This window comes from Haloferax sp. Atlit-48N, assembly GCF_003383015.2.
GTDB lineage: Archaea > Halobacteriota > Halobacteria > Halobacteriales > Haloferacaceae > Haloferax > Haloferax volcanii.
Genome location: NZ_CP137693.1, coordinates 376,091 through 392,892 on the forward strand (window position 1 = coordinate 376,091; position 16,802 = coordinate 392,892).

General features: G+C 60.9%; 15 protein-coding genes and 4 pseudogenes. 5 read left to right on the forward strand and 14 right to left on the reverse strand.

Annotated elements, in window-relative coordinates; genetic code table 11:
- Positions 1-111 precede the first annotated feature (111 nt).
- The 4 genes from DEQ67_RS19560 to DEQ67_RS19575 form a co-directional block, all read right to left on the reverse strand.
- Entirely contained in the window at positions 112-663 is a 552-nt protein-coding gene (locus tag DEQ67_RS19560; RefSeq protein WP_115861570.1) for a metal-dependent hydrolase, read from the reverse strand.
- Positions 664-863: 200 nt separating this feature from the next.
- A complete protein-coding gene (locus DEQ67_RS19565) occupies positions 864-1,013 on the reverse strand; it encodes a DUF7563 family protein (RefSeq protein WP_424020188.1) in 150 nt (49 codons plus the stop codon).
- A gap of 5 nt (positions 1,014-1,018) precedes the next feature.
- The gene (locus DEQ67_RS19570; protein ID WP_199519419.1) at positions 1,019-2,257 is read right to left on the reverse strand and encodes an alcohol dehydrogenase catalytic domain-containing protein; all 1,239 of its coding nucleotides are present in this window, start codon (positions 2,255-2,257) and stop codon (positions 1,019-1,021) included.
- A gap of 80 nt (positions 2,258-2,337) precedes the next feature.
- Complete coding sequence (locus DEQ67_RS19575; protein ID WP_115861637.1) at positions 2,338-2,742, reverse strand: (R)-mandelonitrile lyase; 405 nt, start codon at positions 2,740-2,742, stop codon at positions 2,338-2,340.
- A 556-nt stretch (positions 2,743-3,298) separates the two neighbouring features.
- Between DEQ67_RS19575 and DEQ67_RS19580 the strand changes: the two genes are divergently transcribed.
- Positions 3,299-4,165 (forward strand): oxidoreductase, encoded by an 867-nt coding sequence (locus tag DEQ67_RS19580; protein WP_233506097.1) that lies wholly within the window; start codon positions 3,299-3,301, stop codon positions 4,163-4,165.
- 94 nt (positions 4,166-4,259) lie between these two features.
- Here DEQ67_RS19580 and DEQ67_RS19585 read toward each other — a convergent pair whose 3' ends face one another.
- Positions 4,260-4,940, reverse strand: coding sequence for a helix-turn-helix domain-containing protein (locus DEQ67_RS19585; RefSeq protein WP_115861576.1), 681 nt, complete (start codon positions 4,938-4,940; stop codon positions 4,260-4,262).
- 322 nt (positions 4,941-5,262) lie between these two features.
- Between DEQ67_RS19585 and DEQ67_RS19590 the strand changes: the two are divergent.
- Both DEQ67_RS19590 and DEQ67_RS19595 read left to right on the forward strand, forming a co-directional pair.
- Positions 5,263-5,446: pseudogene (locus tag DEQ67_RS19590) on the forward strand (short-chain dehydrogenase); the annotation flags it as partial.
- 236 nt (positions 5,447-5,682) lie between these two features.
- A complete protein-coding gene (locus DEQ67_RS19595; protein WP_115891559.1) occupies positions 5,683-7,347 on the forward strand; it encodes a spermidine synthase in 1,665 nt (554 codons plus the stop codon).
- Here the strand turns inward: DEQ67_RS19595 and DEQ67_RS19600 are convergent.
- The 6 genes and pseudogenes from DEQ67_RS19600 to DEQ67_RS19625 all read right to left on the reverse strand — a co-directional run.
- Positions 7,325-7,471, reverse strand: a pseudogene (locus tag DEQ67_RS19600) (IMP dehydrogenase); the annotation flags it as partial. The gene DEQ67_RS19595 and the pseudogene DEQ67_RS19600 sit on opposite strands and share 23 nt — an antisense overlap.
- Positions 7,472-7,567: 96 nt before the next feature.
- A complete protein-coding gene (locus DEQ67_RS19605; protein WP_115861639.1) occupies positions 7,568-8,245 on the reverse strand; it encodes a helix-turn-helix domain-containing protein in 678 nt (225 codons plus the stop codon).
- Between the two features lie 292 nt (positions 8,246-8,537).
- Entirely contained in the window at positions 8,538-8,903 is a 366-nt protein-coding gene (locus tag DEQ67_RS19610; protein ID WP_115861580.1) for a cyclophilin-like fold protein, read from the reverse strand.
- A gap of 50 nt (positions 8,904-8,953) precedes the next feature.
- A complete protein-coding gene (locus tag DEQ67_RS19615; protein ID WP_115861582.1) occupies positions 8,954-9,736 on the reverse strand; it encodes an SDR family NAD(P)-dependent oxidoreductase in 783 nt (260 codons plus the stop codon).
- A gap of 126 nt (positions 9,737-9,862) precedes the next feature.
- Positions 9,863-10,009, reverse strand: a pseudogene (locus tag DEQ67_RS19620) (SDR family NAD(P)-dependent oxidoreductase); the annotation flags it as partial.
- 98 nt (positions 10,010-10,107) lie between these two features.
- Positions 10,108-10,548, reverse strand: coding sequence for a helix-turn-helix domain-containing protein (locus tag DEQ67_RS19625; RefSeq protein ID WP_233506099.1), 441 nt, complete (start codon positions 10,546-10,548; stop codon positions 10,108-10,110).
- Positions 10,549-10,771: 223 nt separating this feature from the next.
- Between DEQ67_RS19625 and DEQ67_RS19630 the strand changes: the two are divergent.
- Positions 10,772-11,002 (forward strand): annotated as a pseudogene (locus tag DEQ67_RS19630) (hypothetical protein); the annotation flags it as partial.
- A gap of 212 nt (positions 11,003-11,214) precedes the next feature.
- A complete protein-coding gene (locus DEQ67_RS19635) occupies positions 11,215-11,538 on the forward strand; it encodes a hypothetical protein (RefSeq protein WP_115803374.1) in 324 nt (107 codons plus the stop codon).
- Here the strand turns inward: DEQ67_RS19635 and DEQ67_RS19640 are convergent, their stop codons facing one another.
- The 3 genes from DEQ67_RS19640 to rdfA all read right to left on the reverse strand — a co-directional run bounded on the left by DEQ67_RS19640 (position 11,539) and on the right by rdfA (position 16,701).
- Positions 11,539-12,753, reverse strand: a complete 1,215-nt coding sequence (locus tag DEQ67_RS19640) for an inorganic phosphate transporter (protein WP_006600136.1) — start codon at positions 12,751-12,753, stop codon at positions 11,539-11,541.
- 956 nt (positions 12,754-13,709) lie between these two features.
- Positions 13,710-15,698 carry an archaea-specific SMC-related protein gene (locus tag DEQ67_RS19645; RefSeq protein ID WP_115861584.1) on the reverse strand — a complete coding sequence of 663 codons (1,989 nt, stop codon included), beginning with the start codon at positions 15,696-15,698 and terminating at the stop codon, positions 13,710-13,712.
- Between the two features lie 361 nt (positions 15,699-16,059).
- A complete protein-coding gene (rdfA, locus tag DEQ67_RS19650) occupies positions 16,060-16,701 on the reverse strand; it encodes a rod-determining factor RdfA (protein ID WP_004041361.1) in 642 nt (213 codons plus the stop codon).
- Between the last annotated feature and the right edge of the window lie 101 nt (positions 16,702-16,802).

The following is a 16,802-nucleotide window of genomic DNA, read 5'->3' on the forward strand; positions in this document are numbered from 1 at the left end:
CTGGATCACTCAGTAGAGTCATCGTCACCCAGTAAACCGCCACACATGGCTTGAGGCCGTTCGTGCTTCCTTGAGAGTCGTCTGCTCCGTGGGCAAATGCAACCACACGAATTATTCTCTACCGTGAGTGAACTCCGGGATCTGTTTTCGAAAAAGGGTGTATAGACCTGAGACGACGAGTCCGACGAGTATGAGACTCCGGAATTGCCCTTCGAACAGTAATAGACCGGGGACTGAAGTGGCAGTGGCAACCAGTAAGTCCTCTGGGGCCCCGTCGTACCGGATTCCTCTTCTCGGAGCCAGCCATCTTTGTCGATAATGGAGATACACCGCTTGATTCGACGTATGTTCCCACGGACGGAACTCACGCGGGCCACCGAAGACATCCATCATCGAATGAATACCAGCCGATACTACGAAGAAGAGGACTGCTATGGTCTGATCCGATGGGAAGACGATGGCCAGTACTGCGACTGGAACTGCGGCTACCCAGTAATAGACCGGGAAGTGGAGCGTCTTCCGATGCTCGAATAAGAAGTCGAGGTCCGGAAATAGGCCGCCCAGAAAACCCGCGACTGCCGCCATCACGGCAAACTCGGGACGTACCTGAAGGAGGACAGCCCCCAGCGCGACACCAACTGCCGCGTGGGTAGTGACCATCATGCGATAAACTGGAACGCGGCGAACGCGAGTTGTCGTTGATGTGTCCGATGGGGACCGCACCGATCCGGCTCATCACGAAAACGACACAGAAAACGTTTCACGCCGGGAGACGGCCGCGGTGAGTTCTCCGTCCAGATTGAAGAACGATTCAAAACCATAGTGATCTATCGAATGGATGGGGACGTCGGTCAGTTCGCGTCTCACCCGCCGCTGCTTCGCTCGCGTGAACTCTGGGCGATGCCAGCTTTGGTGGCACACCCGGGACAGGCGCGCACACGACCGGTTTCATCACTGAATACCCGTTTGAAGCGTTCAGATATGTGTTGGGCGCAATTGTCACATACGGACATGATTTTTAAATTGTTTCCGTGTCGATGACATATCTATACCGCGCTTCCTTATCGACGACATCCTCCCATGCTTCGTTCACTTCATCCGCTTCTATCATCTGAATCTCCGGGTGGATATCGTGTTCCGCACAGTAGTTGACGAGTTCCTGCGTCTGGGGAATACCTCCAGTCAACCAGCCTTCGTATTTGACTCTGCTACGGTTGAATACACTCTGGTTGAAGGATAACGCCTCACCGGGGATGCCCACCTGCGTGTACGTCCCGTGCGGCCTCACTAGCGGGACGTAGGAGCCGAGGTTATAGTTGACCGCAATCGCCGAGATCATGTAATCGAGGGTTCCGTAATACGGCTGGAGCGCCTCCGGCGAGTCGACGAAGACCGCTTCCTCGGCACCCCAGGAGAGGATATCCTCGACCTTGCTTTCAGTGGTGGTGAACGCATAGACCTCTGCTCCCTTCGAGACTGCCAGCTTCACCGCAAGGTGTCCGAGACCACCAATACCAGCGACTCCGACTCTGTCCCCCTCCTCGATAGAATTGTTGAGAAGCGGGGCGTAGGTCGTGATACCCGCACAGAGTAGCGGTGCTGCGTGCTCCAGTTGAATCGTTTCGGGAATCTCGATAGCGAAATCCTCCTCAACGATGATATCGTTCGCATACCCGCCCTGGGTGATGCCCGTCGGCGACTGTGGATCCGGGATACCGTACGTGTACAGCACGTTCTCGCCGTACTGCTCCTCGCCCCAGTCGGCCGTGCAGTCGCCACGGCAACCGACCATCGTCCCCACACCGATTCGGTCACCGACGTCGAATCGGGTAACGCTGTCGCCGACCTCCGCGACGATGCCCGTCATCTCGTGCCCGGGCACCTGTGGGTACTGCTGGGGCCACCAATCGCCTCGAAGCTGGTGAATGTCCGAGTGACAGACGCCACAGTATTTGATGTCGACACGAATGTCGTATTCGCCGAGCGACCTGCGCTCGAACGTCCAGGGCGACAGATGCCCTGATTCGTCACGAGCAGCGTATCCCCGAGAGGTGTCGGTCTGGGTCAGTTGTTCATCTTCTCCGGTACCGGTCGTGGTCTGCGTTAGCTGTTCAGTCCCTTCGTTACTGGTTGCCGTCGGGGCCATCGCCGAGCAGCCAGCCAGTAGTGTGCCACCACCGAGGACTGCGGAGCTCCGGAGGACGTTTCTTCTCGTACTCTGTGCTTCACCGTTCGCCTTCGAGCTGTCGTCTGTCATTGGATGTGTGTTGTCATCTCGTGGTCGTCTGGGGGTCAGCAGGTTCGGGAGTCACTGGTCGTCTACTAGCCCCAAACCGGTCAGACCTCCTCCGGCTGATACTCCTCGTCGGTGACGTGGTCCAGCCAGGTGACCGCTTCCCCGCCGAATTCCTCTTGAATAGCGGTGTGCGTCATGCTCTGGTCCGGTGTCGCTCCGTGCCAGTGCCGTTCTCCCGGCGGGAACCAGACCACGTCGCCGGGTTGTACCTGCTCGATCGGTCCTCCCTCGCTCTGTACGAGGCCGCAGCCACTCGTCACGAGGAGAATCTGTCCCAACGGATGAGTGTGCCAGGCGGTACGTGCACCGGGGTCGAACGTAACGCTGGCCCCGGCCGCGCGTGCATCTTCCTGTGGACGGAACAGGGGGTTGATAATGACACTCCCTGTGAAATACTCGGCGGGCCCTTCAATCGATGACCGTGAACTGTTTTTCGTGATTTCCATGTTAGTCTGTCGTGTCGTGTAATTCTCTACAGCTATCGCGCTACCCATCGCAACTACGCCCATCACGCCGACCGTCTTCATCAGCGATCGCCTATTCACGCGGTTCACCTACTCTTAGTGGGAGAACATGTTGCTTGAAATTGATGCTAATCAGAAAGCCCATTTAAATAGAGGTGCCGGGCACTGCTCGAGACACACCCGTTCGCTGGTGGTTTTCACTCGATAGAAAAAGCCCACTCCGCGGACTGTACCGACACTCGCTGTGACGAGGGGAACGATGTACCTCGTTCGTCGCGCAGTCGAGGACGCTCCGGTGAGTGACCCGAGCGGGACTGAACCAGTCCTCGCGATGTCGAGTACTCAGACGGGGAACGTCCGAGCTCGCACTGATATATAGACTAACTGGTTAGCATAGGACGTATGCCCGCTATCCGCGTATACGTGAGCAATGTCTGAACCGAACGGCTCGATCGAATCAGTCGACGACGGACCTGATCGGTCACGTGATATCGGAACGGTCGTCGTGACGGGCGCGAACAGTGGACTCGGCTTCGAGGTGACGAAGGCCCTCGCCGAGCAGGGCGCCCACGTCGTCATGGCGTGTCGAAGTATCGACCGCGGCGAGGACGCGAAAAGAGAGATCGAAGCCGAGGTTCCCGAGGCATCACTGACGGTGCACGAACTCGATCTCGCCGATCTCGACTCGGTCGCGGCGTTCGCCGAGTGGTTCGAGTCGATGTACGACGAACTTCACGTCCTCTGTAACAACGCCGGTATAATGGCGATTCCACGGAAGGAGACGACGGATGGCTTCGAGTACCAGTTCGGTGTGAACCACCTCGGCCACTTCGCGCTCACCGCCCACCTCCTCCCCCTCTTGGAGCAGACGCCCGGGACGACGCGCGTCGTCACGCAGAGCAGTGTGGCACACAGGAACAGCGAGATTGACTTCGAGGACCTTCAGGGCGAACAGTCCTACAGCGCCTGGGACGCGTACGGGCAGTCGAAACTCGCGAACCTCCTGTTCGCGTACGAGCTCGACCGGCGCCTCCGGGCGGCGGACGCGAGCGTCATAAGTGTCGCCTGCCATCCTGGATGGGCCGCGACGAACCTCCAACGACGTGGCCCCGAACAGTCGGGCTCCCAACTTCGCCTCTGGATGATGAAACTCGCGAACGCCGTGATCGCTCAAAGCGCCGAGCGGGGCGCAGAGCCGATGCTCTACGCCGCGACCGACCCGGGCATCGAAGGAGGCGAGTACGTCGGTCCCGACGGGTTCCGGAATATGCGCGGCTCCCCCGAGATCCAGGAGTCGAGCGACCGCTCCTACGACGTAGACACCGCCAAGCGGCTCTGGGAGGTCTCCGAAGATCTCACCGGCGTCTCGTTCGACCTGCCGCTAGTCGAAGCAAACTGGCAGTAGATATATGTTCCTGAACGCGAGACGCTACCAGCCTCCTGAGCGTTGTGTCTGAGTCTATCTCAACTCACGAAGTGGTAACAATCATTCAGCGAGGCTAATGACCGGCAACGGGTTGCAGGACGCGTCCATCGGCGACCGTCTGACTGATCAGTCGATGTTCTGCTCGACGGAGGAGATCTGAGGCCGCGGGTGCCGAGATGTCGAGTTCTTGCGCAACGTCGGCCGTCGATGCAGTCCGTGGCGATTCGTAGTACCCAAGCGAGAAGGCGACGCGCATCGCCTCGTACTGTCTGTCGGTCAGCCCGAACTGTGCCCGTTCCTCGGGATGCTCAGGATCCGAGGAGATGTTGAGGAGTTCGAAGGGAAGTCCATACACTTCACAGCGGTCTCGCAGGGTGCTGAGCGCATCGTAGTCGGCAAACACTTTTCGTTCGACCCACCCCTCTCCGGTTATGGTCGCGTCCAGTAGCACACCCTCGAACTCCGTCGGGTCGTGTGACTCGAGCAGATCAGTGGTTCGCTCGGCGAGGAGCTGGTAGAACCAGCCGTCCGGCGCTTTCCCAACCGACCGCACGTCAACCATCTCAGGTTGGTCGCTAGCCTCGGCTTCGAACGTCTCTCGTTCGTCAGCTGGAATACTGACCATGAAGATGTATCGGTCCTCGTCGAGACGGATCATCTGAGAGAGCGAGATCTCTCGACTCGGAAGCGTCCGAGCGAGCTTGACGAAAGGGAGTACGTCCGACGACAGGAGAATTTCTGCGGCGATGGCCATATATAGCAATCAGCGCTGGAGCATATAATACCTGCTCGGCGACAATAGTCGTTCGACGACATCGTGTGTTCCTCCTTGCGGTCAACGAGGCCGGTGTTTGGTTCGGCGGTAAGGGTGTAAGATGGGGAACCGAAGACCGCATCTGAACCCACTACCGTCCAATATTGTCGATTCGTGTCTCCGGGATGGCGTATCGTGGATTTAAACATGGGCTTACATAGTAGCATAGTCTGTAAGCCATCTCACTGCATCGATACAGGTAATGGAAGCGGACCAAGACCACAGTAGTTCGGTTGACGGAGGATCTGTGTCGGAACCTCAAATGGGGACGATTGTGGTGACAGGTGCGAATAGTCGGCTTCGAGGTGACGAAAGCCCTCGCCGAGAAGGGCGCACACGTCGTTATGGCGTGTCGGAACACCGAACGCGGCGAGGACGCGAAAGGAGAGATAGAGTCGGGACTCCCAGAGGGGTCGTTGACGGTGCACGAACTCGATCTCGCTGATCCGAACTAATCTGGGCCGGTCTCGAACAGGGACCCAACGTCGGACTGGATGTCGAGTCCGTGTCCATCTCGATTATCGAAACACCCCGGGCAAAGCAGATTCGAAAGTGGGACTGGGCGAGATAGCGGTGCCGGTGGTCGGACAGCGGGCCGGGCGCCGGACTCTCACCAGAGTATTTAAATATGCTAGCCTGTTCGAATCGGATTGAACAGAGTGGGCGCCTTAGAGTTGGCATAATGAGTTTCGCGGATCGGTTCCGATTGAGCGGACCCGAGATTGCGGTGTTCGTCTCCGGGGTTTCGAGCATGGGTCTCGAAATCCTCGCCGGCCGGGTCGTCGCCCCGCAGTTCGGGAGCTCCATCTACACGTGGGGCAGCATCATCGCCGTCTTCCTCGCGGCCCTCAGTCTGGGCTATCACGTCGGCGGCCAGCGCGCCAGGACGCAGGCGAGCAACGTCCAGCTCGTTCGCCTGCTCTTGGGCACAGCCGCCTACGTCGCCCTGCTCATCTTCTTCGGTGACCAGCTGTTGATTTCGACGACCGCGTTCCCCTTACCGAGTCGGTTCGCCTCCCTGCCGGCGGTGATACTCATGTTCGGCCCGCCGACGTACCTGCTCGGCTTCATCAGCCCCTACGCCGCCCAACTCTCGCAAAAGGAGGGCATCGGCGAGGCATCCGGCCACGTCTACGCGCTCGGGACCATCGGGAGCATCGTCGGCGCCTTCGGTACGACGTTCTTCCTCATCCCTTCCCTCTCGGTGACGTACATCTACCTCACCCTCGGCGGGGTGGCGGTCCTCACCGCGCTGTATCTGACGTGGCCCGATGACAGGGTGTCGGCGCTCCCTGCGGTCGGTGTGGCGTTGCTCCTGACCGCGGCGACGACAACCGGCGCGCTCGGGTTCACTGCCCGGGGCGAGGTGGTCTACGAGACGCAGACTGCCTATCAAGAACTCGAGGTCATCGATTCGGGGGACACCCGTACTCTCTATCTGGACGGCCAACGCCACAGCGCGATGGACACGTCGAACCCGACCAGACACGTCTTCGAGTACACTCGCTACTTCCACCTGCCCTACCTGTTCGCCGAGGACCCGGACGATATCGACCGAGTGCTGTTCATCGGCGGCGGCGGCTTCAGCGGTCCAAGACGCTTCGCTGCGGAGTACAACGCCACGATCGACGTGGCTGAGATCGATCCGGAGGTGGTGCGGGTGGCGAACGAGTACTTCCAGGCCGACGAGTACGACATCAACGTCCACGTCCAGGGCGGCAGACAGTTCCTCCAAGAGACGGACACCACCTACGACCTCATCGTGCTGGACGCGTACAGGCGAGACAAAGTCCCCTTCCAGCTCACGACGAGCGAGTTTATGAACTTGGCGTCCGATCGCCTCTCGCCACACGGGATGGTGGTTGCGAACGTTATTTCCGCGCCCTCGGGCCCGGCCTCGGACTTCTATCGCGCGGAGTACAGGACGATGAACGGGACGTTTGAAGAGGTGTACGCCTTCCCGACGATCGAGGCGGGCGTCGTCCAGAACATCGAGCTCGTCGCAACCATGAACGAGGAGCGAATCACGCAGGAACAGCTCCGTGAGCGCAACCGTGCCCGGGATATCGGCATCGACCTCAGTGAAGCCATCGACGGGTACACGACCGATGTCCCGACCGACGACGTGCCCGTGTTGCGCGACAACCGTGCGCCCGTCGACAGGCTGCTGGACCCGATGGTCGGTCAGCGCTACATCATCGAGGAGGCGGGTCCCGAGGACGGAACCGACGAGACGAACGCAGAGAACGAAACCGGCACCGCGAACGATCCAGCGGCCGTCGCGGTCCGGCCCGCTGGACTGTGGTCATTGCAGGCGACGACCCCTACTCGTCGAGTGTCACCATGACCTTGATCGCCTCTCGCTCGTCCATCGCCGCGTACCCTTCGGGGATGCCGTCGAGGTCAACGGTCTTCGTGAAGATGGGTGACGGATCGAGCGTCCCTTGGAGGACATCGTCCATGACTCCCTCAGCTTCGATGCGAATGTCGTCGGGGCCTCGATAGACAGCAGTCTTCATGAATTGCTTTCAGTTCCACGTTCGCGTCCGGTCACCACGGAACTGGTGCTATCTTGAAAGCGTGCTTAAGTTCGTCTGTGGACCGAGCGTCGAATTGAGGAGTTGTCGTTCACCGCGGCGGAGGAGACTCGACATCGAGGGTTGCGAGATTCCCATCTCCTCGGCCAACTCTTCGGTCGAGGTCTGTCGGGGGCTCTCGAAGTATCCTCGAGACATTGCGAGGATCAATGCTTCATGCTGTCGATCAGTCAATCCATACTGTGAAGACGTACTGGACGATGTGGCAGTTTGCTCGATAGAGACGAGTTCGACCGAGATGCCGTAGTCCTCACAGCGGTCCGTGAACCCATCGAACGCCCGGTCGCTCTCGAAGAACTTCGTCTCGTGCCAGGCCCCCGGTGTGACGACCGTCGGTTCCATCTGCGCCGCGGTGAACCGTTCGGGGGCGAAGGCTTCCGAGATGAGGGCGTCCAACTCAACCGTTAGCTGGTAGATGTCTCTGCCACTCGACCGGTCGAGGGCTGTCGCGTCGACGATTTCCTCGAAGTCGGACAGGTCGTCTACCAAGACGTCGTCGGTCGGGTCGAGATAGACGACGAAGACCCTAGAGTCGCGTTCGAGACAGAGACCGTGGACGCACTCGATTCGGTCCGATGGAAGTGATTCGGCGAGACTGACGAGGGGGAGCGAAGGCGAACTGAGGCGAAATTCAGTCGTGACCGTCATACTATGCACCATCCGGCCGAGCGGGTGTGCCACGAAATATGATCGCGTAGTCCGAGCGGAACGTTCGCCGCCGCGTTGGTCTCGTCTCGAGGGTCGAACGATGAGTCGATCCGAACGTTTTCCGCGGAGTCCGTGTCGTATCTCCCGGTGATTGGTTTCGAACGACCCCTACTGAGATTCATTGCTTGTACTACTCTCAATTTGAACGTCAGATGGCTTGGCTTCCATGCTATCTGAAGAGTTTGTTTAAATACACCGGGGACTGGACCAGGTAGGTTAGAGAAGACAGCGATCAGGACGTGGGCTCGTCGACGAGATCGATGGTGACGGTGAACTCCTCTGTCGCGTTTTCGAATAGCCTGATCCCCGAGTCGATGTGACCCAGCTTGACGAGTCCGGAGGCGTAGTCGAAGTCCCGATAGAATATCGCGAGATTTCCCCACGGCGCATAGTACGTGATGTCCCCGACCTCGGGGTTGAGACCGGTCGAGGCGTCGTCCGTGGACAAGCGACGGGGGAGGTCGCAAACCTTCTCGGTCTCCTCGTAATCGCGAAGCGTCACGGTGAGTGGCAGCAGAGCGCGGAAATCATGGCTCGTGGTATTATCTACGAGGCTGCCCGTGAGGACTGTGTCCCCGATGGTCAATCGAAGCTCCATAGTGGTCGTACTTCCGTGGCTTTGCTATTGGCTGTTCTCACCGGTCGTCATCAGAGCCATCCACCGTTATCGATTTGGAGGACCTGCCCCGTGACCGCCGAAGACAGATCGCTCGCTAGGTACAGCGCGGCGTACGCCTGATCGAGCGGCTCCGTGTCCGGGACGTCCAGATTGACGTACTTCTCGGCGATGTCCATTATCTCGTTGCCGCCCTCCATATCTCCGCTCCGCCAGTCCTCAGCGGAGGGGGTTTCGGTCACTCCCGGTGCGATCGCGTTGCAACGGATTCCAGTCCCGGCGAATCGCATGGCGATGTTCCTCGTCATCGTGTTGAGGGCACCCTTGCTCGTGGTGTAAGAGACGCCCATGACGGGCTTGGCGGCGTTCACTGACGATACGTTCACGATCGCTCCCTCACCTCGTTCCTGGAAGTGCTGCACGGCCTCGCGGGAGTGACGGAAGGCGGCGAAGAGGTTGAGGGACATGGTTTCCTCGAAATGCTCGTCAGTAGTGTCCTCTATCGGTACCATCTCGCCGTAGCCAGCATTGTTGACGAGGATATCGACGTGGCCGAACTCTTCAATCGCCCTGTCGAAGACGCGCTCTGGCGACGCAGGGTCAGTCGCATCCGCGACGACTCCGATCGCGTTTCCTCCGTCGGACGTGATTCCGTCCACCGTTTCGTTCAGTGCTCCTTCGCCGCGAGCGGTGAGCACTACCGAGGCGCCTTCCTCGGCGAAGAGCTCACTGATGGCTTTGCCGATTCCCTTGCTCGCGCCCGTGACGATGGCCGTCTTTCCGTCCAGCAGGCCTGATTCGGTGTCTATTGACATCGACTGAACAGAGGGCGGGCGCGGGCTTGGCCTCGGTGCTATCTGGAAAGCGTATTTAAATATTCAGAGGCTCGGTGCCGAGTTCCCGACATCGAAACGCTCCCTCGTCACGTCACTGTCGGGTCACTCAGTCCACGAGTCGCGCCGCGCGGCGATCACGACGCTCGCCCCTCGAGAAGCGAGTGATTCAGCGGTCGCACTGCCGATCCCGGACGAAGCGCCGGTGACGATTGCGACCTGTCCGTCCAGTTCCGAACCGAAACCTGTTGACATCGGTTACTGGTAAAACGGTTGTACGTTTCGCATTATGCTATACTGAAAGCGCACTTATATACTGGATCGCGGCATACGGGTCACGAAACGATTCAAGACTATCGAGAAAGGCTGTCAATCTCGGGTTGTGAACCCAGTGCCGAGGTAAGGAGTTGACGCTCACCGCGGCGGAGGAGGCTCGACATAGACGGTTGCGAGATACCCATTTCTTCGGCCAGTTCTTCGGTACTGACCTGGCGCTGGCTTTCGTAGTATCCTTGACCGATGGCCGGGGTGAGCACCTCGTGTTGCCGATCAGTCAGCCCATACTGAGATGACACATCGTCTCCAGATGGATTCTGAGAGATTGAAATCAGTTCAACCTCGATTCCATACTCCTCACATCGAATCCCATTGAACGCATTGTAGGTCTGGAAGTGTTTCTTCTCGTACCAGCCCTCCGGTGTGACAACCGTCGGTTCCATCTGTGTCGCGGTGAACCGTTCCGGCGCGAACGCCTCCGAGACGACGTCGGCCAGTTTGAGAGTGATCTGATACACGTCCTTCCCGCTCGACCGTCCGAGTTCCGTCGCCTCAACACTTCGTCGAACGCCAAGAGATCGTCTTCAGAGAGATCCTCCATCGGCTCAAGATAGATGACGAACACGCGGGAATCGTGTTCGAGAGTATGATATATACGTGCTTGCTCGGGGCCAAACGGGTGAACGGAGCGACGCCCGGTTGGAGTGTGAGGCGGGGCGTCGGTGCGCGGGGTGAGTCACCGTGAGACGCGGGACGGTCGTCGTGTTGCTGCTCGTCGTCGCGGTGCTCCTGCCGACGTGGTACGTGGCGCTGCACGGCGAGCCGCCGAGCGAACAGATAGAAATCGACCAGAGCGTCACCGAGATGCGGCCGCTACAAGAGATAGTCGACACGCCGGAGAAGCTCGCGCCGAGTCAGGTGGGCGTCATCGTGTGGGTCGCGCTCTTCGCGCTCGTCGCCGGCCTCTGTGCCGCCCTCGACGCGGAGAGGTGGATGACACACGCCCTGACCGGCATCCCCAGAACGTGGCCCATTTCCGTGTCTCGGAATCTATCCGGCTCCGACGAGTCCTCAGGCCCTCCGGTCCGACGAGGTACGAACCGGACGCGGGGGCCGTGTGTCTCCTCGAACTGACGCCAGTGACTGGTCGTGGCTTTTACCCGCGTCGAGACGCCACCCCCGCTATGGAACTTCAGATTACCGAGCTGGAGGACCTCGAGGAGAGAGTCGGGAACGCGCTCACTCGAATCGGTGAACTGCAAGCGGGCACCCGAGTCCAGTCGGACGCCTTCTTCTCGCAGTCGTTCATGCGCGACCACACCGAGTTCGACTCGTTCGCCGGGTTCTGTGAGCAGAGTCCGTGGGAATTCGACGACATCGACGACGCCCAAGACATCTCGCGTGACCGCCTCAACGAGTATATCGTCGCCACGACCGATTTCGAGACGTGGGAGGGGATGAAAACGCAGGCCGCGGAGGAAGAGATTATCGACCAACTCGTCTCCTGACTACCCCACGACCGGGGCCGCGTTCAACAGGAGGTACAGGCCGTAGCTGATGACGCCCGCGCCCAGCATCGACCCGACCCACGACCCGATCGTGATGCCGACTTTCCGCGGTGAGACGCTTCCGCCCGACGAACTGGCGGCGAGTCCGCTTCCGACGATACTCGCAATCATCACTTTGTTGAACGAGATTGGAATCCCAAGGACAATCGCGAGCTGTGCGATCAGAAAGGCGGGAATCAGGGCGGCTATCGACCGCCTCGGCCCGAGCGACGCGTATTCGTTCGAGACGGCTTGAACGAGTCGCGGCCCTCGAATCCACGCCCCGAGGAGGATGCCGCCGCCACCCAGCGCGAGCAGGTAAATCGACGAGAGCTGGAGGTCAGTCTCGAACACGGCTTCCAGCGGACCGGTCGCCAGGCCGACTTGCGTGCCGCCGCTCGTGAACACGACGACGAGCCCCAGCGCGACGAGGAACTGATTGATGCCCGCGGTCTCGTCGCGGTGGAGCAACGCCCGTGTCCCGACGAGCGCAACGAGCCCGCCGACCACGCTCACGACGACCATCCCGAGGGTGTACGAGCCGCCGACGACCGTCGGAAGGAACTGGTACGTGGTGGCGAGGTATCGGGCGACTGACCCCTGTGTACCGGCTGCGGTTGGAATGACCGTGAGCTGGATGTTGGCCAACGCGTAGCCGACCGCGCCACCGAGGACGGGAATCCCGACGGTTTCGGGGATGGCGTCGCTTCGAAGGCCGCGCGCGAGTCCGTACGCGAGGACGCCCTCGACGAGCGGAATCGCGAACCAGAACCCGAGGATGACGACGTACTCGTCGACGGCGAAGCCGCCGCCGAGGGCGAGACCGGCCCCGATCATCGCCCCCGTGACGGTGAACGCCGACGGGATTGGATAGCCGTAGGTGTTGCCGATTGTGATGAGCGTCGCGGCGGTCAGCAGGGCCGCCGCCGCCGCGAGCGGCGTAATCGACACGCCGGTGACGAGGTCCTTGCCGATGGTTTCCGAGATACTGCCACCTTGGAGAATCGCTCCGAGTCCGGCCACGATGCCGACGAGGAGGGCCGCTCGGAGAACCGAAAGAGCGTTCGCGCCGACGGCGGGCGCGACGGGTGCCGAGTTACTGTTTGCACCGACGGTGAACGACATAAACAGAGCCGCCAAGAGTGCGATTGCGAGAACGGCGATGACCGACGCCATGCTGTCAACGCCCCCTCCTCGGTCGCTGGCGGTAAGAGGGAGACTGCCACTGGCTACAACGACGTATGCCCATGTATGAGAAAACCGTGGTAGGGGACGGATGAACCCTCCGAATTCGGGTATATCGACTGGTAATGAGCGAATCGTCTGGATAACTAATGCAGTTCATAGCGGGACTGACCCCGGCCGTCCGCGACGTGATTAGTGACCAAGAGTATTGATTACTAATGGCATTATTACTGGGAGGAGGAAACGTATAATATATTCTGAAAAATCTAAATAAGTTGGATAATTTGGATAAATAAATATAGTTGTGTCCAAAACCGGATTTAAGCTTATATTTTGTGCTTTTGAGGTACTACTACATCGGGTTATGAGATACTGATATATTCTCACTCCACCCGGGCCTATATTAGAAGTGCTAGTTATCTACATGACTGATGACAAACAGGCCCCCGTAGTAACCCCGCCTCGGCGTTTCTCTCGGTGTCAGTCGTTGACGGACTCAGCGCGCTGCACCGTCGGTACACGACGAATCATCTCTCACGCCATCGACGACGCTGGCCCGCACGGCAAAAGGAATACAATGGAACTACTACCAGCACGGGGAAAACGGAGGCAACGTCGTCGAGTTCCCCCACGTTCTCGGCCAAGAGTACGACCTGAAGGGTCGTTCAGGTTCAGTAACACGGACCCCACGGCCTCGACGGGGGACAGATAAATTCTATTAATGGTGGAATCACACCGAGAAATCGGTAGCTACCGCAGTCGACACCGTCGCACGTGGGTTTGACTCTCGCTGCCGTCGTACCGATGAAGACCGGCCGTGCATAACAGACCCACCCGTGTACCCCCTGCGTGGCTTCGGGCTGCTCCCCGAGTACTTCGTTTTCAGCGGTTATAATTACAGACATAGGCCAGTCATGCCTAGCTCTTTTCGACCCGGCAGTTCAGAGTCACAGAGCCCGAAGTCGTCGGTACGACTCGGAGAGCGCTCGCGCGCTCTCGCCGGACACATCAACGACGAGATAGTCGGTGTGCGGGCGGACGTAGTCGAGGAGTCGGCGGACGCGCTCGGCGTCGACGGCTTCCAGCGAGTCGAAAACGAGGAACGGAACGTCGTCGGACACCTCGTGGACGAGATAGCCGGCGACGGCGAACACGAGGCCGACGAGTTCGCGCTCCGACTCCGAGAGGTGGTCGATAACGTCTTCGTAGGTCTTCCCGTCGTCAGTCCGGCGCTCGATGTGGAGGACGAACCGTCCGGTCGAGAGCGCGTCGTCGTCGCCGTCTCCGTCGTTCCGGTGTTCGACCCAGACACGGGCGAGTCGGTCGTGTTCGAGGGCGTCGAGAACGTCCGCCATGCGGTCGTTGAACGCCGACACCGTCGCGCGTTCGAGCCGTTCGATGCGGTCTCGGAGGCCGTCGATTCGGTCGTCGATTTCATCCTTCCGTGTTTCGAAGTCCGTCCGTCGGTCGAGTTCGGCGTCGAGGGCTTCGAGTTCGTCGACGACGGCGTCGCGTTCCTCGCGCCGCCGTTCCAACTCGAATTCGACGCGGTTGACCTCGCGGTGGGCGTCGAGGAGCGCGGCGCGGTCGCCCTCGCCCGCCTCGGCGTCCTCGGCGTCGCGTTGCAGGTCGACGATGTCCGATTCGACATCGTCGCGTCGGGCTTGAAGGTTTTCGACGCGGGACCGACGCTCGGCGCGCTCGCGGCGTAACTCCTCGCGTCGGGTTTCGAGGTCCCGTCGTCGCTCTCGCAGGGCTTCGAGTTCCGACCGGCGTTCTTGGAGCCGTTCGATGCGGTCTGCGAGTTCGGCGCGCTCCTCGCGGCGGTCGTCGCGGAGCGCCCGGAGTTGGTCGAGCGTCGATTCGATGCTCGCTTCGGGAACCGACGTTCCGCACGTCCAACAGACGACGCTGTCGCCGTCGTCCGACTCGCCGTCGCTTTCGTCGTTCTCGCTCTCGCTCTCGCGTTCGACCTCGCTCGCGGCGGCGACGGGCGATGTCTCCGACGTGAGGAACTGCTCGTTGAACTGGAGCGTCCGCTGCACGTCCGTGATGTCGGCATCCAGTCGTCGTTTTCGCGCCCGTGACTCCGCGAGTTCGGCGGTCAAGTCGTCGAGTTCGGCGGCCGGGTCGGCGGGACGCGAGTCCAGTTCCGATTCGATGTCGTCGATTTCTGCGTCGAGCGCGTCCAGCGACTCTCGCTCTGCTTCGAGTTCGAACTCGATGTCGTCGAGCGCCGCGTACAACTCCCGTCGCCGGCCCTGTCGCGCCTCTGCATCGGACCCGTTAGCGTCGGGTTCGGGGTTCGCCTCGGCGTCGGTGTCGCCGTCGACCGCCGCCGATTCGATTCCGTCGAGGGTCGCCTGCCGGTCCGCTAACTCGGCTTCGAGTCGCTCGATAGTCGCGTCGAGTTCGTCGCGGCGGTCGCGGAGCCCCGGCCGCTCGGATTCGAGCGCCGCGAGCGCCTCGATTCGGTCGTCCAACTCGGCGCGTTCGGCGCGGAGGTCAGCGATTTCCTCGTTGACGGCGTCGATGTCGACCGAATGCACGACGAGTTTCCGCAGGTCGCGTTCGGCCGTGACCGCCTGTCGGGCCTCGTTCGAGCCGAGGAGGAAGGCGAACAGGTCGGCGGCCGCCGGGTCGTCGAGATACGGGTCGCCGGACGCGACGACCCGGTCGCCTTCTCCCGCGAACGTCCGCACGTACCGCTCGCCCTCGACGGCGAGTTCGACCCGGCTGTCGTCGGTATCGGCGTCGCAGTCGGGCGAGTACTCGTCGCTTCCCAGCGCGGTCACGAGACCCCGAAGGAGCGACGTTCGGTCGGCGGCGTCCCCCGCCGTGAGGACGGTGACGCCGCGTTCGAACGCGACGGTGGTCTCGTCGAAGCCGCCGATTCCGGCGACGGTCAGGCGGGCCGGTCCGTTCGTCGTGGCCATACGGTGTCCACACCGGGGTCCGTGAAAACAGTTGGTGACGAGTCCGAAACCCGTTCCATAGATATCTTTGGAACGTGTTTCTCGCCCCGAGTTCGAATCCGCGTATCGGCGTCTTGAGACCGCGGTTTGAGCCGTCTCGGGAAGTCAATCGTCGATTCAGTCGTCGATTCGTCCGCGACGGCCTTCGTGCCATTCGTCTTTCTGCCTCGTATCTCCGTCTGACGGCGGTGGCATACAACTCGTTCCACAGATATCGGTGGAACGTGTTTCGAACCGCGGCGGGCTTCGGAACGGCTTTCGAACTCGGAACCCAGTCGCTTCGGGATGCTCGATATCGGGGAGGACGATGCGCGAAGCGGCGTTAGTCGCAGTCGCAACCGCCGCGGTCGATGAGGGATTCGACGGTGTAGTGAGCGTTACAGTCCGGGCAGTGGACGCGAACGTCGACGTACACCTCGGCGGTCTCGGGGTCGACGTCGAGTTCGTCGGCGGCCGCGAGGTCGGACAGCGACTTCTCGGTGACGCGCTCGACGCGACCAAGCAGGCGTCGGATGGTTTCGGTGCGGTGCTCGCGGAGGTCGCCGTCGTCGCGGTCGGTCTCTGAGGGCGGCGTCACGCCGCGGTACGAGGTGAGATAGGTGCGCATCGCCCGATGCGAGACGAAGTCGGCCTCCAGTCGCTCGACGTCGACGCCGGTGCGTTCGAGTCGGTGGACCGCTTTCGTCCGCGCCCCGCTCGACACGTCGTCGTCGGTGAGCACGCGGTACAGGGTCTCGATTTCGCCGTCGAGGGCGCGCTCGTTTCGCCCGTCGAGCGCCGCGCGGAGGAGCCGACGGTTGAACGCGTCAGCGAGGTCGCGGAGGCTCGACCGCGCGCCCGCCTCAGCGGTCCAGCGGCGTTCGAGCTCCGCGCCGAAGCCGTCGAAGCCGCGCTCGCGGAGCAGTCGGCTGACCTTGCTCTCGGGGCCGCGTTTCCCGCCCGGGGAGTCGTGTGAGTCGCTCACTACCGACTGCTATTCGGTGCGTGCACATATGCTTGACGCGGGGGGAGACGTGATTCCGGGCGAGGGTGCGAAGGTGGAGACGGAGGACGGCGGGTGCAAAC

Bases quoted from the DNA above. Each gene is read 5' to 3' on its own strand.
- DEQ67_RS19560 (WP_115861570.1), bottom strand. From the start codon at position 663: ATGATGGTCACTACCCACGCGGCAGTTGGTGTCGCGCTGGGGGCTGTC.
- DEQ67_RS19565 (WP_424020188.1), bottom strand. From the start codon at position 1,013: ATGTCCGTATGTGACAATTGCGCCCAACACATATCTGAACGCTTCAAA.
- DEQ67_RS19570 (WP_199519419.1), bottom strand. From the start codon at position 2,257: ATGACAGACGACAGCTCGAAGGCGAACGGTGAAGCACAGAGTACGAGA.
- DEQ67_RS19575 (WP_115861637.1), bottom strand. From the start codon at position 2,742: ATGGAAATCACGAAAAACAGTTCACGGTCATCGATTGAAGGGCCCGCC.
- DEQ67_RS19585 (WP_115861576.1), bottom strand. From the start codon at position 4,940: ATGGCCATCGCCGCAGAAATTCTCCTGTCGTCGGACGTACTCCCTTTC.
- DEQ67_RS19595 (WP_115891559.1), top strand. From the start codon at position 5,683: ATGAGTTTCGCGGATCGGTTCCGATTGAGCGGACCCGAGATTGCGGTG.
- DEQ67_RS19605 (WP_115861639.1), bottom strand. From the start codon at position 8,245: ATGACGGTCACGACTGAATTTCGCCTCAGTTCGCCTTCGCTCCCCCTC.
- DEQ67_RS19610 (WP_115861580.1), bottom strand. From the start codon at position 8,903: ATGGAGCTTCGATTGACCATCGGGGACACAGTCCTCACGGGCAGCCTC.
- DEQ67_RS19615 (WP_115861582.1), bottom strand. From the start codon at position 9,736: ATGTCAATAGACACCGAATCAGGCCTGCTGGACGGAAAGACGGCCATC.
- DEQ67_RS19635 (WP_115803374.1), top strand. From the start codon at position 11,215: ATGGAACTTCAGATTACCGAGCTGGAGGACCTCGAGGAGAGAGTCGGG.
- DEQ67_RS19640 (WP_006600136.1), bottom strand. From the start codon at position 12,753: ATGGCGTCGGTCATCGCCGTTCTCGCAATCGCACTCTTGGCGGCTCTG.
- DEQ67_RS19645 (WP_115861584.1), bottom strand. From the start codon at position 15,698: ATGGCCACGACGAACGGACCGGCCCGCCTGACCGTCGCCGGAATCGGC.